Below are 14,614 nucleotides of genomic sequence, written 5' to 3' on the forward strand. Positions count from 1 at the left end.
GTCTGAATTTTGCAAGTTTTTTCAGAATGAAAGATTTGATGAAAATTTCCTCAATTGATTAATTTCAATTAACTCTACGGCCTTGAGCTGTTTGTGCAATGTTTTCATCAAAGGAATAACTAATAACAAAGGCAAATGATCCAATTTGTCTTCTCCGATTTGAAGCTCAAGGCTTTCCACCTTGTATTTGGTCAGGATATCCGAGATAGATAGTAAACTCTCAGGCTCCGGATGCGTGAGCAATTTTTCTTTCAGAAAATATTGAATAAAAGGGACTTCCAGCGATCTGAGTAAGTTCTTGCAAACCATCAAATAATTATCCATTGACATGAAATAAAAAGTGGACTACTATTTTGTAAACTAAAACGATTGGATAAAATTGGACAATACTATCTGAAAAGACTATACCGTTTTTACTAAAATTCAGTAAATTTTTACTAAGCCAATTAATCTTTTAACCCGTGGAACTTGGCCATCATCTCAAAAAAAGCAAGAGAATTCAAAAGAATGAGTCAGCATGAAGTAGCGGAGTTTTTGGGCGTTTCGCAAAAGATCTTGTCCAATATGGAAAGTGGAAAAACCCAGCCTTCCGTGGTTCAACTAGCTATGTTGGGGGATATATACGGGGTGGATATGCTAAAATTGCTTTCCGACAATGGGATACATTTGTCCACCCCCGAAACCTATCTGAAGCAAAAAAAGAACTACAACAGCTGAAAGAAATGCTCGGGAAGATGATTAAAAAATGATAGTTCAGACCTTCCAGGTTTCAAAAACCTGGAAGGTCTTTTTTTTTCAAATCATGTAGCCAAATCTGCAAATCAATCCGAACTGTTAGAAGAATCCTGTGCTACCAAACCGGAATCCTAGGCTTTCACTGTATTCATCTGACAAATCCCTCAAATGTACCCCGACTTACCACATCGGTCAGATGATTGGGATAGGACTCCAGGAAGGAGGCTGGAAATCTGACCTTTTGTTCTTTCCATTTCAATTCAAATGCATGGAGAATTCCATCATTTTCCTCAAGGTAGTCAATCTCAGCCTGATCATGTGTCCGCCAAAAGTAGCTGTTGACAAACCTTCCAGCATAGGAATTAGCTTTCAACCGCTCTGAGATCAGGAAATTTTCCCACAGGGCACCTTTATCCATCCTCATCTCCGGAAAGATGAAATTATTGATCAGCACGTTACGAATGCCATTGTCGTAGAAGTAATATTTCTTCCCTTTTTTGATTTCATTTCTCAAATTCCGGTTGAAGGCAGGAAGTTTGAAAATGACGAAGGCCTTCTCTAATAAATCCAGATACTTCTCCACGGTTGCGGTATCAATGTTTCCGATGATTTGGGCTAATTCATTATAGCTTACCTCACTGCCCACTTGAAATGCCAGAGCTTTTAATAGTTTTTCCAGATGGCTTGGTTTGCGGATGCCGTCCAACCTCAGTACATCTTTGTAGAGATAGCTTTGGGCTATTTCGATCAGAAGTTCTTTTTCGTTTCCTGGGTTATTGATTACATCAGGATAAAATCCAAAAATGAGACGAGTTTGCAACAATCGTTTGGCCTCCAAAGCAGAAGTGAGATTCTCTGTTTCCAAATAACTAATTGGATAGAGATGAAAGGTTCTCTTCCTGCCAGTAAGTGGCTCTGAAGTTTGATCTTGAAGATCAAATGCAGAGGAACCTGTCACAATAAGCTGAATGTCAGGTCGATTATCATAAATCAGCTTTAGTTTCTTCCCGATATCAGGAATTTGTTGGGCTTCATCAATGATCACTAATCTCGAATCTGTACCAATCAGGTATATCAATTGGGTACTTGTCACCGCAGAAGTAAAAGCTTCCAAAATATCTGCTTCATCTGCGTTGAACCAGGTATAAGGTGAATTGATCTCTTTTACTAATTCTTTCAATAAGGTGGTCTTGCCGACCTGCCGAGCTCCCAAAAGGATGATTACTTTACCTTTGAAACAGCTTTGGATTAGCTTTTCTGATAGTTTGCGTTTGATCATTTCTGTAAATTGGAATTCAAAAATGCTTAATTTTTCGATTACAATCCAATAAAAAGGCCTAAAATTTTGATTACAATCTAAATATTCGGCTTTCACGGGGATTCCAGCAGTCTAAACCACCGCAGACTAGCCAAACGAGCAGTCGTTTGACCCTTTCCAAAAAAAAACTAGTTGAGGTCGAAATAGAAGCAAAGCACCTGAAAGAAATGCTCGGGAAGATGATCAAAAAATGACTCAGTAAACCTGTCAGGTCTTTCTTTTTCAAAACAACCTAAAATCCTTAATCTGCTCCACAAACATCCCTGCATTCGATGGAGAAAGAATCAGATTAAACACAATCCCAAAAATTGCTCCGCATAAGTGGGTGCCTAGATTCATATCGATTCACCTTAGGTTCTATGACAGTTTAACTCACCAAAAAGTATAACTTTTGGTGAATTGATTCACCAAAAAGAATTATTTTTGGTGAATGAATGAAAATAGGATCCAAAGAATACTTAAAGAAAAGGTTTCTGCAAAACTATTTAAAGGAAAGACCATCGTACTGATTGGAGCAAGACAAGTTGGGAAGACTACCATGGTACAGGAGATCTTGAAGGAGAGGGAGTTTTTGTTTCTGGATGGAGATGATCCTTTGGTTAGGCAGCAATTGACCAATCCCAATACCAAGCAAATCGAAACCTTGATCGGAGGTGCCAAAATTGTTTTTATCGACGAAGCCCAACGGATTGAGAATATTGGGATCACGGCTAAGATTATCCATGATCAATTCAAAGAGGTGCAATTAATTCTCAGTGGTTCTTCTGCATTTGAACTCAGAAATACTACTCATGAGCCACTTACGGGAAGAAAGTTTGAGTTTTTTCTTTATCCTATTTCCTATGAAGAATATGAGCAGTCGGTCGGGTATCTGGATGCTTTGCGGGATTTGGAGAATCGCCTAATTTATGGCTTTTATCCGGATGTCATCAATCATCGTGGAGAAGAGCGGGGTATTCTGAATGAAATCACGCAGAGTTTTCTGTTTAAGGATATTCTCTCTTTTGCATCTGTTAAAAAGCCTGAGGTCTTGGAAAAAATTCTGCAAGCTTTGGCTTTCCAACTCGGCTCTGAGGTCAGCTACAATGAATTGGCTCAGCTGACCGGAGTGGACAAAAACACCGTTTCGAGCTATATCCGGCTACTGGAGCTATCCTGCATCATTTATCCACTATATTCCTTTAGCCGCAATCTTCGGAATGAAATAAAGACAAACCGGAAAATCTATTTTTACGATAATGGAATCCGAAACGCGTTGATTCAGAACTTCAACCCCTTCGAATTTCGAAATGATATCGGCGCGTTGTGGGAAAATTTTTTGATCACGGAGCGATTAAAGCGAAATCATTACCATTCGGCTTATGCCAATACCTTCTTTTGGCGAACCAAGCAGCAGCAGGAAATTGATTATTTGGAGGAGGCAGATGGACGGATTTCTGCATTTGAATTCAAATGGAATCCTAATGCCAAAGTCAAGAAGCCAACTGTTTTTTTGGAAATTTATCCAGCTGATTTTAAGGTGATTTCCAAAGATAATTTCAGAGACTTTGTAGGATTATTTTAGAAATCAAATAGGGTCAGGAAATACGAAATTGATTAATCGTATTTTTCTAAAAAAGCCTGAACCCCTTAATCTGCTCCACAAACATCATAGCACTTGAAGGGGAAAGAATCAAAATGAAAATAATCCCGAAAATAGCCCCGTAGAGGTGGGCATCGTGATTGATGTTGTCCGAACCTTGCTTTCCTTTGACATAGGAATAAATCAGGAAAAGAACGCCAAGGATGAACCCCGGCAGACAAATAATTCCAAAAAAGCAAATGTCTGAAAGCGGCATTATTATAATACTTGCAAAAACAGTAGCGGCCGTTCCCCCGGATGCACCTAAAGCTCGATAGTAGCTGTCATCCTGATGCTTTTTGTAGGTGGGTAAATCCGAAATTATTATACCCAAAATGTAAAAAGCCACAAACAATACTCCTCCCAGGACAACTCCAAACTTATATCTCAGGAACATTTCAACCACGCCACCAAAGAAGTAAAAGGTAAACATATTGAAAAGCAAGTGCATGTAATCCTTGTGGATGAAACCCGAAAGGACAAAGCGGTCCCATTGGTTACGATTCTTAATCCGATAGGGCATAAACATCCATCGATCCATCATTTCCGGCCGATTAAATGCAAGGATGCTCGTGATCGCAGTGATTGCGATAATTATTACTGTCAGCGATAATTCCATGGCTTATTTCTCCCTGTGTATCAGATCTTGAGTGATGGAATAGAGTGCTTGGTAGTATTCAGGATTAGTGGAATGAATGGATTCCAGCTGCGCAAATCCCGCATCGAAATAGGACTTCATTTTGGCCTCTGTGAGGGATTTGATTCCCAATTTTTCATAAAGTGCACTAACAGCAGCTACTTTTTCTCCTTTGTCAAATTCCTTGAGCGAAAGCCAATGATTCAATTCCTCAGCATCTTTTCCTTTCGCGAGTTCCAAAGCTTTGATCAAGAGGAATGTCTTTTTATTTGATATGATATCTCCACCAATTTGCTTTCCGAATTTTGCCTGATCGGCAAATACATCCAGCAAATCATCCTTGAGCTGAAAACCGACTCCAATATCTACTCCGAATTCATAAAGTTTATCCGAATCACCTTTTTCTGCTCCCGCTAGAATAGCTCCGAGTTGCAATGCAAAACCTAACAGAACGGCCGTTTTGAGACGAATCATATTGAGGTACTCGTCTTCATGTACTGTGTCATAGGCTTCGAAATTCATATCAAACTGCTGTCCTTCGCAAACTTCAGCAGCAGTTTTGTTGAAAAGTCGAATTACTTCAGGGAGAAGCTTTGGGTCTGTTCCCAAAAGCAAATCATACGCCCGTACCAGCATCACGTCACCTGAAAGAATCGCTATGTTAGCATTCCATTTTTCATGAACAGTTGCCTTTCCCCGCCGAAGTGGAGCTTGATCCATGATGTCATCATGCATCAGGGTGAAATTGTGAAACACTTCGACTGCGGCTGCCTGACTTAGAATTTCCTCAGGATTTTTGCCATAAAGACCATAAGCCAAAAGCGAGAGAAGCGGTCTGATCCGCTTCCCTCCAAGGCTCATGATGTAGGTGATGGGTTCGTAAAGTTCCCGGGGTGATTCTCCGTAACTGTGGGAGGTAATATGATCCTCAAGCTTAGTTAAAAGGGCGTGAGCGAGGCTTTTTTCTGTCATTATCTGCAAATTCCAAATCTATTGTTCTACGGTCAATGTCGGTCTTAACTACACGAACCATTACTTTGTCTCCCAAAGTGATCATTTTTTTATTTTTGCTCCCAACCAGTCGCATATTTCTCTGGTCAAATTCATAGTAATCGTCATCCATATCCTGGACACGGATCATTCCCTCGCATTTGGTTTCTGTGATTTCCACGAAAACACCCCACTCAGTCACGCCGGCGACAATACCATCGTAATCCTTTTGCTCCGCAAGAGACATGAATTCCACCTGCTTGTATTTGATGGAGGCACGTTCGGCATCGGCAGCTCGTTTCTCACGCTCTGACGAATGAAGGCACTTTTGCTCCCAAGACTCAGCTTCAGGAGATTTGCCACCCTCAAGGTAATGTTCCAAAAGTCGGTGAACCATCATATCAGGATAGCGACGAATCGGTGAGGTGAAGTGGGTATAATGTGCAAATGCCAACCCAAAGTGACCTTTCGGTTCGGTGGTGTATTTGGCTTTGGCCATACTTCGGATTGCCAATTGTTCCAAGACGTTTTGCTCAGGTTTACCCTGAATTTCGTCCATCAGTTTATTGAGTGCAGTGGAGATCTTTTGCACGTTTGTCACGTCCATCATGTGACCAAAGCGCTTTGCAAAACCGGAGAAGGTCTCCAATCGATCTATATCCGGACTATCGTGGGTTCGGTACACAAAGGTATCCATCCCATTATTTTTCTTGAAAATAAACTCAGCCACATACTTATTTGCCAAGAGCATAAACTCTTCGATCATCTTGTGGATGTCCTTTCGTTCTTTTACAAAAAGTCCAAGTGGTTTACCGGCTTCGTCCAATTTGAACTTAACTTCTACGGTTTCAAAATTTACCGCTCCCTGATCAAATCGCTTCTTTCTGACCTTTTTCGCTAAGTCATTCAGCAGAGTTATTTCTTTATAGAAGTCTCCTGATTGTGTATCAATGCACTCTTGGGCATCTTCATAGGCAAATCTTCGATCTGAATTGATGACAGTTCTCCCGATCCAATGTTTTAAGACATTGGCATTTCGATCTAATTCAAACACACAGGCAAAAGTCAATTTGTCCTCATTTGGTCGAAGTGAACAAAGACCATTGCTGAGTCGCTCAGGTAACATAGGAATTGTCCGATCTACGAGGTAAACCGACGTGGCGCGATTGTAGGCTTCTTTTTCCAAGGCAGTCTTCGGCTTGACATAATGTGCCACATCCGCGATGTGTACACCAACTTCCAAGTTTCCATTTTCTAATTCCCGATAAGAAATCGCATCGTCAAAATCCTTAGCATCCGCAGGATCAATGGTGAATGTGGTGACACCTCTGAAGTCCTTACGAGCTTTGATCTCCTTCTCAGTGATCTTGTCGGATATTTCATTTGCTTCGGCTTCCGGCTCCTGAGGGTATTCAAATGGAAGTCCGAATTCTGCCATGATGGAGTGAATTTCCACTTCGTGCAGTCCTGCTTTTCCCAAAACCCGGATAACTTTTCCGGTAGGATTTTTATCATCTTCCCGCCATTCGGTCAGTTTGACGATGACCTTTTCGTTGTGTTCTGCGTCCATCAGGTCGTTCCGATGCACGAAGATGTCTTTGTGCATTTTTTTGAAATCGGGGACCACGAAGGCAAAGCGAGGAGAAATTTCCACTCGGCCTACGAATTCATCTCGGCTTCGTTCCACGATTTCGAGGACACGGCCTTCGGTTCTGCCTGTTTTTCCCTTCAAAGGAAAAAGCATGACTCGGACTTTGTCTCCGTCAAGCGCTTGCTTGAGGTCGGCTTCTTTCACCAAAATATCTCCCTCCGCAACTTCTGGGTTGTCGGGAATGATAAAGGCAAATCGAGGATTTACGAAGTCAACCCTTCCTGTTATGAAGGAAGGATCTTTGGTGGAGCTGAAATAATTTCGTGAATTTCTGGATACTGCTCCTGATTCTACCAATTGCTGAAGAATCGGGTCTACACCCCCTTTTTGGAGGGAGTCCCGAACCTCAAGTTTCTTGGTGATCTGTTTGGAGTTGAATTCTTCTCCATAGTTGGAGTCTAAAAACTGGAGAATTCGACGAGCTAAGTTTGCTGCATCGTCAGATGGTCTTCTAGTTTTATTAGTTGTGTTTTTTCTATCTGGTTTTCTTCCCATGATTTGGGTTGTTTTTAATAAGGTAAAAAAGATTTTGATGCCTTAGACATTAATCTTTGTGATCTTTTTTTGATTCTTCTGAATGAACAATTTCAATGTTCAATTCATCGAGTTGTGGATGCATTGCCATATAGATGCGGGCAGTTACTTCTACGTCGCGCAAGCAGTATTTTTTGATTTTTTCGAGGTCATTTTCATGATAAAATGCGCTGTTGACCTGACTTCCATCGATTCCGTCTTTCGATGTCGGTATTCCAAAAACTGCCGCTAAAAGCTCCAGGCGGGTGTAATGCTTGTAGTCACCGAATTTCCATAGTTCCATGGTATCCAAGTGACGGACCTCCCAAGGTTTTCTTCCAGCAATCTGCAGCGGTTCGGGAAGAGGTATACCTTGGATTAGCATTCGCCTGCATAAGTAAGGGAAATCAAATTCCTTTCCGTTGTGCGCACAGAGCACCCACTTTTTCTTGTTTAGTAAATCATTCAGGGATAAAAGAAGTTCCCGCTCATCGGAATCACCAAATATCTTGGATCGGAAGATTAGCTTTTTATCTTTCTTTTTGGTCTGGAAAAAGCCAACTCCCACGCAAATGACTTGACCAAATTCAGCATGAATTCCTGCCCGATCAAAATACAAAGATCCCGGTGCGACTTCAGCAGGATTCTCTAGCCGGATCAGACGTTCTTTTTTTATCCATTCCTCCTGAAGTCTTGAATCCAACTCATCAAATTTTTCAGTTTGAGAGGCTGTTTCAATATCCAAAAACAAAATATCGCTGAGATGATCAAAAAAGTCCGCCATTCGGTTAAAATTTAGGAGTGAAGTATTCCCTCCAATCCGAGTTCAGAGATTTTCCGGAGGTGCGCAGGATCAAAACTGCCTGGAGTAAAGATAAACTTTTTGTCAAAAATCTGATCCAGAATATAATAACTCACCCAAAATTCATTAGTCAGATTAAAGACAGCGGGATCAATGGATTCTACTTTAGCAATTGATTCTGGCCCAAGTTCCTCGATCATGTGACGGAGCGTGGAAGTCTGTCTTTTTTCGCCATCGAGGATTCCATAACCTTTGGAAGTGATCATGATAGTCGTCAATTCGATTAAATTGAGATTAATAATGTAGACGTTCCACTCGATGCCTGTGGATGATTCACTTTTTGCAATGGCTAGCTTCACTCCAGTCACCGGAGAAAAATCAATGTCTTGTTTCATTCTTATATTTTTAAAAGAGACCTTCTTATTCTATCTCTGACTGTCTCCTGTCTCCGGTAGGCAGGCGCGCAGCATATCTCTATTTATTTCCTACCTCCAGCAGGCTAGCGAAAAGTATGTCTCAATTTATTTTGCAAATCATATTGCTTTTAAATTATCTCCATTTCGAATAAATCGGCAAGATGCCTCTTCACTCTTTCTTTTGCTTCAGTTTCATCCACTGGTCTTCCCAATTCCAAATGTAGCGAAGTGACTGCTTTATCGTCGATTCCGCAGGGGATGATATGACCGAAGTAGCTGAGATCGACATTTAGGTTAAAAGCAAAACCATGCATCGTCACCCATCGACTGGACTTTACACCCATAGCGCAGATCTTCCGTGGATTTTCCTTTGTGATATGATCGAGCCAAACGCCAGTTAATCCATCTATTCTCCCTGCTACCACTGCGTAATCCGCCAAAGTCAAAATAATAGCTTCCTCTAGCAATCTGAGATACTTGTGGATGTCAGTGAAGAAATTGTCGAGATCCAAAATCGGATAACCTACCAATTGCCCCGGACCGTGATAGGTGATGTCACCACCCCGATTTATTTTGTAATAGGTAGCTTGATGCTTTTCCAATCCTGATTCGTCTAAAAGGAGATTTTCAGGTTTGCCACTTTTTCCCAAAGTATATACATGCGGATGCTCCACAAAAAACAGATAATTAGGTGTGGGAATCTGTTCGGAGGAAAGCAGACTCCGGTTTTTTATCTTGAGCGCTACCGTTTCTGCAAATATTGACTCTTGAAAATCCCAAGCCTCTTGGTAATCCATGTGGCCGAGATCTCGGAATTTTACGGTTTTATTGATATTTTCGTTCATCTGATTTCCTTTCGGAACTCACTTTTAACAGCCGGAAAGGCTGGAGCGTTCTTCGATTTTTCAAAATTAATCAAATATATCATGGCTGAACACAATGATACAGGTAGACTGGCCGAACAACTCGCCGCAGACTGGTTGGTTAGCAAAGGCTACGAGCTACTCGATACCAATTACAGACATAAGCACGCCGAAATTGATCTGATCATGAAATTCAATGGGTTGCTGATTTTTATCGAGGTCAAATTCCGATCGGGAACAGGTTTTGGCTATGCGGAAGAATTTGTGGATTCTACCAAAAAGAAGCTGTTGGTAAAGGCTGCGGACAATTACATCTATGAAAAAGATTGGCACAAAGACATCCGTTTTGACATTGTTGGCGTTTACAGGGATCGAAGTGGGAATGTAAATTTCAGACACTTCGAAGACGCATTTTACTAAATATCTTTTCGGTAAATGAGATTTCCGTCCTTATCCCATTCGGCACGAATGAAGGGACGGAAATTTTTTGTGTAAGGCTGTTCCTGATATTGAATCTCTCGTTTTCGGATTGCTTTCTTATTATTTGTGTCCCAATATTCAGTCCATAAGCCTACTTTTTCACCGTACTTGTATTCCCCAGTTACAGCGATTTGTTGATCTTCATGAAAGTAAAAATAGTTTCCTTCTGCTGAACTGTACTGGATAGGAATGATCTCCTCAATCGATTTTGAAGCTTGATTATAGTAGGAGATTCGCGATTCCCTGGGCCAACCTTCAGAATAATGATTTTTGTCTTGCAAGACGTTTTTGTCATCAAAAAGCATCCAAGTTTTGTGCTTGGTGCCATAGTAGAACATCCCGCTTTCCACGACCGTCTCGTTTACTATTCGCTCATATGGACCATGCAGCAGATATCCGGTTCCACGTGTGTATCCTGAGGTTTTGATAGCTCTTTCTTTGGAATCATACCAATAGACATCCCGAATATATGGATCGGGATTTCGATCTGCATCAGTGTAGTGGAAGTATTCATAGTAGGATTGTCCCCGCAATTCTCGGCGGGTAAAACCTCGCTGTGTTTTGATACCAAACCAGATATTTTTTCGCGCTTTCTTCTTTTTTTCTTTTTTAGCTTCTTTTTCTTTCTCTTCATTAAAAAGCAGTAAGGGTGCCATAGTCGGAAGGAGGGCAGAATTGACTACGCCGGTAGAATCTGGATCGGACTTTTTCTCAGAATCTTTCTTTTGACCGAAAGCAAACTTGCCTGAAATGAAGAATAAAATTAGAAAAACAGATAATCTCCTGCTCATAGCGATAAAAACGACAGAATTGGTCGAGTATTTTATCCAAAAATAACAATTCATGTGATTATAATTGTTTTTTATCTGTCACACCTGCCGGCCGGCCGGCAGGTGGAATCTTCGCATTGGCAAGAATCATTTTTATTGTGTGTCACTCACTTCCTGCTCGATTTCATGATCAATTCCTGAGTATTGTTTAGATTTTATAATCTTCTGTCTATTTTTGAGGAATTTGTAAAAAAATCACACAAAAAATGAATTCTATTCTATCAGATCGAGTCTTGAATATGGAAGAGTCAGCCACCCTGGCCATGGCGAAAAAAGCCCGGGAACTGAAATCTCAAGGTATTGACATCATCAGCCTGAGCTTGGGCGAGCCGGATTTTAAGACTCCTCAGCATATTCAGGATGCCGCCAAAGCAGCAATTGATGAAGGAAAATACTTTTCCTATTCGCCCGTGGCAGGTTACCAAGATCTGAGAGAAGCAATCGCTAAGAAGCTTCGCGAGGAAAATGAAATCATTTCTGCAAAAGCTGAAAATATTGTAGTGTCCACCGGTGCGAAGCATTCGATTGCCAACGTGTTCATGTGCCTGATCAACGAAGGCGATGAAGTCGTGATTTTTTCTCCGTATTGGGTGAGTTATGCAGAGATCATCAAGCTAGCTGGAGGAGTCCCGATTCTTATCGAAGGTACTTTGGAGAATAATTTCAAAGCTACAGCGGCTCAACTTGAAGCAGCTGTGACTTCGAAAACCAAAGCTGTTATTTATTCCTCACCATGCAATCCTACCGGTTCAGTTTTTTCCAAGGAGGAATTGGAAGCCATAGCTGAAGTGGTGAAAAAGCATCCGACCATGATGGTCATTGCAGATGAGATTTATGAATTGATCAATTTTGTTGGGAGAAATTACAGCATTGCTTCATTCCCGGGGATGTTCGAAAGAACGATTACTGTCAATGGATTTTCCAAAGGCTATGCAATGACGGGTTGGAGAGTAGGATATATTTGCGCTCCCTTAGAAATCGCAAAAGCCTGCGAAAAAATCCAAGGTCAATTCACCTCAGGTGGAACAGGTATTGCTCAACGTGCAGCATTGGCGGGAATTTCTGGGGATCAAGCTCCTTCGAAAGCAATGGCAGAAGCCTATTTGAGAAGGAGAAATTTGGTTTTGGGCTTGATTCAGGATATTCCTGGAGTCAAAACGCATATCCCTGAAGGCGCATTTTATTTTTTCCCGGATGTAAGTTCATTCTTCGGAAAGTCAGCACATGGATATGAAGTGAAAACTGCAGATGACCTTTGTCTTTACCTTTTAGCAATCGCAAATGTTTCCTTGGTGACAGGTGAGGCATTTGGAGCACCGAATTGTATCAGATTGTCCTATGCAGCCTCTGATGAAGAGTTGGTGGAGGCGATGAAAAGAATCAAAAAGGCATTGGGCGAACTTGTTTAATTCTTTCTATTAGATTAGAATTTAGGCTGTCTAATTTATGTCGTTTGTCACATTGAGCAGCTTGCCCGCCGTGGCGGGAAGTCGAAATGTTGTAAAATCAATTTACATTGCCTTCGTGCTACCCAACTCTCGTTGGTCAGGTGCTCAGGCTGACAACTGTACATCTTCTAGACAGCCTTTTCTTGCCTTGGCAGAAAGGATTAATTTTGGCGAAAATCATAAATCATGGCTGAAGTACTTGTAATCACTCCGGTGAAAAATTCGATTGAAACTACACTGGATACTGCAAAAGCTATTTCTGCCTCTGATATTTCAGTGCGACATATGATTTTCAATGATTTCAGCTCGGTTGAAACGAAAACCAGTCTGGAGGAAAATAAATCCAAAATCGGCTACGAATTGATTCACATCGAAGACCTTACGGATCACCCTTCGCCTAACTATAAGCTGGTCTTGCAGATTGCCCAGAAGATGGCGTTGGAAGTAGGGGTGCCGCTTTTGGTAGTCGAATCAGATGTAGTCGTGAAGCCTGACACGATTTCAAGTTTGCTTAGTGAACAAGGGAAAAATGCAAAATACGGTCTAGTTGGATCAGTGACTGTGGATGAAGCTGGCGTGGTGAATTTCCCTTATTTGAAATTCAAAGGCGTAAAAGAATCCGTGATTCAAACTCAACGAAGCCTGAGTTTTTGCTGTACATTATTCACTTTGGATTTTTTGAAAAGCTATGATTTCACAGGGCTAGACGAGGCAAAAGATTGGTACGACACTTTTATTTCAAAAAAGTCTATCGAGCTGGGATTTGAAAATACCGTTTTGATGAATGCGCCAGTTTGGCATCGACCGCATGCGAGTCGGCCTTGGAAGCAGTTGAAATACTCCAATCCGCTGAAATATTATTTCTTGAAATTCTGGAAGGGACTGGATAAGATCTGAGTACACCTTGCCCCAATTGAGAAAGGTGTTGGATGGCTCAGACCAACTTCGAGAAGATTTTTAGAGAGCCTTTGCAGAGGTTGATTCCTTTCTTTCGAAAGGCAAAATAAAATCTCATTTTGAGGCAGAAATTCCATTGTTCTGATTGCGGCGAAAACTGAATTTCTGATCTATTACCAGAAGGAGCTCATTTTATGGACTTAATTTTTCTGAAAAAATGGGAAACTGACATTAGAGCCATCTATCAATATTATACCTTTAAATGAAGTGGAATTTTAAGTGAGTTGTGGTACCACCGTTTTTTTTCAAATACTTGGCTTGATTGTAGCGGAGAAGCAGAATAAAAATTAGTTATTTATTGATTCAATGAATTTTACAAAATATTTTTTTCTGTTATTAGCCTCAATTGTCCCTCTATTTTCCCTAGCTCAAAGTAGGGGAGTGGATACATCATACATTGATGAGAAAGCAGACGTTCTGGTGTTACGTGCTTATTCATCAAGGAAGTTTACAGAATATCAAGTTACTAATCCGGCACTCACCTTTACACCAAATACGGGTCTCAATACTGGATTTGGCTTTACATTTCAGAAGTTCACGCTCAACCTAGCTGGTCCTTTAGGTTTTCTTAACCCAAATCGGGAAAAAGATTTTCCTAGGACAACTGATCTTCAAGCACATATTTATCCTACTTTTTGGATGATCGATCTTTTCGCCCAGTTTTACAATGGGTATAAGTTTCCTGGCTCGGAAGGAATTGGTGTGCCCAGAGAGGACTTAAGTCTTCAAAAGATCGGAGTAAACGCCAATTATGTATTTCGAGGCGATAGAGTGTCTATAGCTGCTGCTTTTCTACAATCTGCAATTCAAAAAAAATCTGCATTTTCCCCCTTTATCGGTGCTGAGGCTTATTTCTTAAAAATATCAGGAGATTCTCTCATTCTTCCTGAGGCTAATTTCAATAGGGAAAGAAATTATGATCGCGCGGATTTTTTTCATATTGGTCCGAATGCGGGAATGATCGGGACCTTGGTCTTTGGAAAGGGCTTTTTTCTAACAGGCTCGGCAGCAGCCAATCTTGGACTTTCTATTTCCACTCCTGACAGCAAAAAACAAGAACGAAACACCCAATTTGTTCCAGGGTACTTTCTCAGAGGATTTGCCGGATACAATGGCGAGCGATTTTCCTTAAATTTCAATTACGTCTATAAAAATCTAAACTTATCGGAAGTCAGAGAGGTCGGCCAAACCATCAATACAGGGAATTACCGATTTATCTTTGCTTATAAAATCAACGCAGGACCTAAATTGACAGAAAATTTCCCGAAATATAATCCGATGAAAATCGTCCAACGGCTTTTTAAAAAGGACTAGATTCGTCCGGCATGGATTTCTTTTTTAGCTTTGGGAAGA

At 41.0% G+C, this 14,614-nt stretch carries 15 protein-coding genes; 6 read left to right on the forward strand and 9 right to left on the reverse strand.

Translation table 11 applies throughout. The annotated features are described in order from the left end of the window. Positions 1-21: 21 nt before the first annotated feature. Positions 22-330, reverse strand: a complete 309-nt coding sequence (locus ACK4HU_RS16775; protein ID WP_409808691.1) for a hypothetical protein — start codon at positions 328-330, stop codon at positions 22-24. Positions 331-468: 138 nt separating this feature from the next. On the opposite strand from ACK4HU_RS16775, the gene ACK4HU_RS16780 reads away from it, so the two are divergent. Continuing rightward, on the forward strand, positions 469-717 hold the full coding sequence (locus ACK4HU_RS16780) for a helix-turn-helix domain-containing protein (RefSeq protein ID WP_409808693.1): 249 nt from the start codon (positions 469-471) through the stop codon (positions 715-717). 166 nt (positions 718-883) lie between these two features. On the opposite strand, the gene ACK4HU_RS16785 is transcribed toward ACK4HU_RS16780, so the two are convergent. Continuing rightward, entirely contained in the window at positions 884-2,014 is a 1,131-nt protein-coding gene (locus tag ACK4HU_RS16785; RefSeq protein ID WP_409808695.1) for an ATP-binding protein, read from the reverse strand. A 469-nt stretch (positions 2,015-2,483) separates the two neighbouring features. On the opposite strand from ACK4HU_RS16785, the gene ACK4HU_RS16790 reads away from it, so the two are divergent. Next, positions 2,484-3,617: an ATP-binding protein gene (locus tag ACK4HU_RS16790; protein ID WP_409808697.1), complete on the forward strand. Its 1,134-nt coding sequence runs from the start codon at positions 2,484-2,486 to the stop codon at positions 3,615-3,617. A 46-nt stretch (positions 3,618-3,663) separates the two neighbouring features. Here ACK4HU_RS16790 and ACK4HU_RS16795 read toward each other — a convergent pair whose 3' ends face one another. The 6 genes from ACK4HU_RS16795 to lipB form a co-directional block, all read right to left on the reverse strand. Then, positions 3,664-4,293 (reverse strand): rhomboid family intramembrane serine protease, encoded by a 630-nt coding sequence (locus ACK4HU_RS16795; RefSeq protein WP_409808699.1) that lies wholly within the window; start codon positions 4,291-4,293, stop codon positions 3,664-3,666. Between the two features lie 3 nt (positions 4,294-4,296). Then, on the reverse strand, positions 4,297-5,283 hold the full coding sequence (locus ACK4HU_RS16800) for a polyprenyl synthetase family protein (protein ID WP_409808701.1): 987 nt from the start codon (positions 5,281-5,283) through the stop codon (positions 4,297-4,299). Beyond that, positions 5,246-7,447, reverse strand: a complete 2,202-nt coding sequence (rnr, locus tag ACK4HU_RS16805) for a ribonuclease R (RefSeq protein WP_409808703.1) — start codon at positions 7,445-7,447, stop codon at positions 5,246-5,248. The genes ACK4HU_RS16800 and rnr overlap by 38 nt, the downstream gene beginning before the upstream one ends. 49 nt (positions 7,448-7,496) lie before the next feature. Next, positions 7,497-8,249, reverse strand: a complete 753-nt coding sequence (locus tag ACK4HU_RS16810; protein ID WP_409808705.1) for a 3'-5' exonuclease — start codon at positions 8,247-8,249, stop codon at positions 7,497-7,499. Between the two features lie 11 nt (positions 8,250-8,260). After that, on the reverse strand, positions 8,261-8,662 hold the full coding sequence (locus tag ACK4HU_RS16815) for a hypothetical protein (protein ID WP_409808707.1): 402 nt from the start codon (positions 8,660-8,662) through the stop codon (positions 8,261-8,263). Positions 8,663-8,811: 149 nt separating this feature from the next. Then, the gene (lipB, locus tag ACK4HU_RS16820) at positions 8,812-9,528 is read right to left on the reverse strand and encodes a lipoyl(octanoyl) transferase LipB (RefSeq protein WP_409808709.1); all 717 of its coding nucleotides are present in this window, start codon (positions 9,526-9,528) and stop codon (positions 8,812-8,814) included. An 81-nt stretch (positions 9,529-9,609) separates the two neighbouring features. Here lipB and ACK4HU_RS16825 point away from each other — a divergent pair, with 81 nt between their 5' ends. Next, the gene (locus tag ACK4HU_RS16825; RefSeq protein WP_409808711.1) at positions 9,610-9,966 is read left to right on the forward strand and encodes a YraN family protein; all 357 of its coding nucleotides are present in this window, start codon (positions 9,610-9,612) and stop codon (positions 9,964-9,966) included. Here ACK4HU_RS16825 and ACK4HU_RS16830 read toward each other — a convergent pair. After that, complete coding sequence (locus tag ACK4HU_RS16830; protein WP_409808713.1) at positions 9,963-10,871, reverse strand: toxin-antitoxin system YwqK family antitoxin; 909 nt, start codon at positions 10,869-10,871, stop codon at positions 9,963-9,965. The genes ACK4HU_RS16825 and ACK4HU_RS16830 overlap by 4 nt on opposite strands. A gap of 191 nt (positions 10,872-11,062) precedes the next feature. Here ACK4HU_RS16830 and ACK4HU_RS16835 point away from each other — a divergent pair, with 191 nt between their 5' ends. The 3 genes from ACK4HU_RS16835 (at position 11,063) to ACK4HU_RS16845 (ending at position 14,575) form a co-directional block, all read left to right on the forward strand. Then, the gene (locus tag ACK4HU_RS16835) at positions 11,063-12,265 is read left to right on the forward strand and encodes a pyridoxal phosphate-dependent aminotransferase (protein WP_409808715.1); all 1,203 of its coding nucleotides are present in this window, start codon (positions 11,063-11,065) and stop codon (positions 12,263-12,265) included. Positions 12,266-12,490: 225 nt separating this feature from the next. Next, on the forward strand, positions 12,491-13,201 hold the full coding sequence (locus tag ACK4HU_RS16840) for a glycosyltransferase family 2 protein (protein ID WP_409808717.1): 711 nt from the start codon (positions 12,491-12,493) through the stop codon (positions 13,199-13,201). Positions 13,202-13,567: 366 nt separating this feature from the next. Next, positions 13,568-14,575 carry a DUF4421 family protein gene (locus ACK4HU_RS16845; RefSeq protein WP_409808720.1) on the forward strand — a complete coding sequence of 336 codons (1,008 nt, stop codon included), beginning with the start codon at positions 13,568-13,570 and terminating at the stop codon, positions 14,573-14,575. Positions 14,576-14,614 lie beyond the last annotated feature (39 nt).

The organism is Algoriphagus sp., from assembly GCF_046296635.1.
Taxonomy (GTDB): domain Bacteria; phylum Bacteroidota; class Bacteroidia; order Cytophagales; family Cyclobacteriaceae; genus Algoriphagus.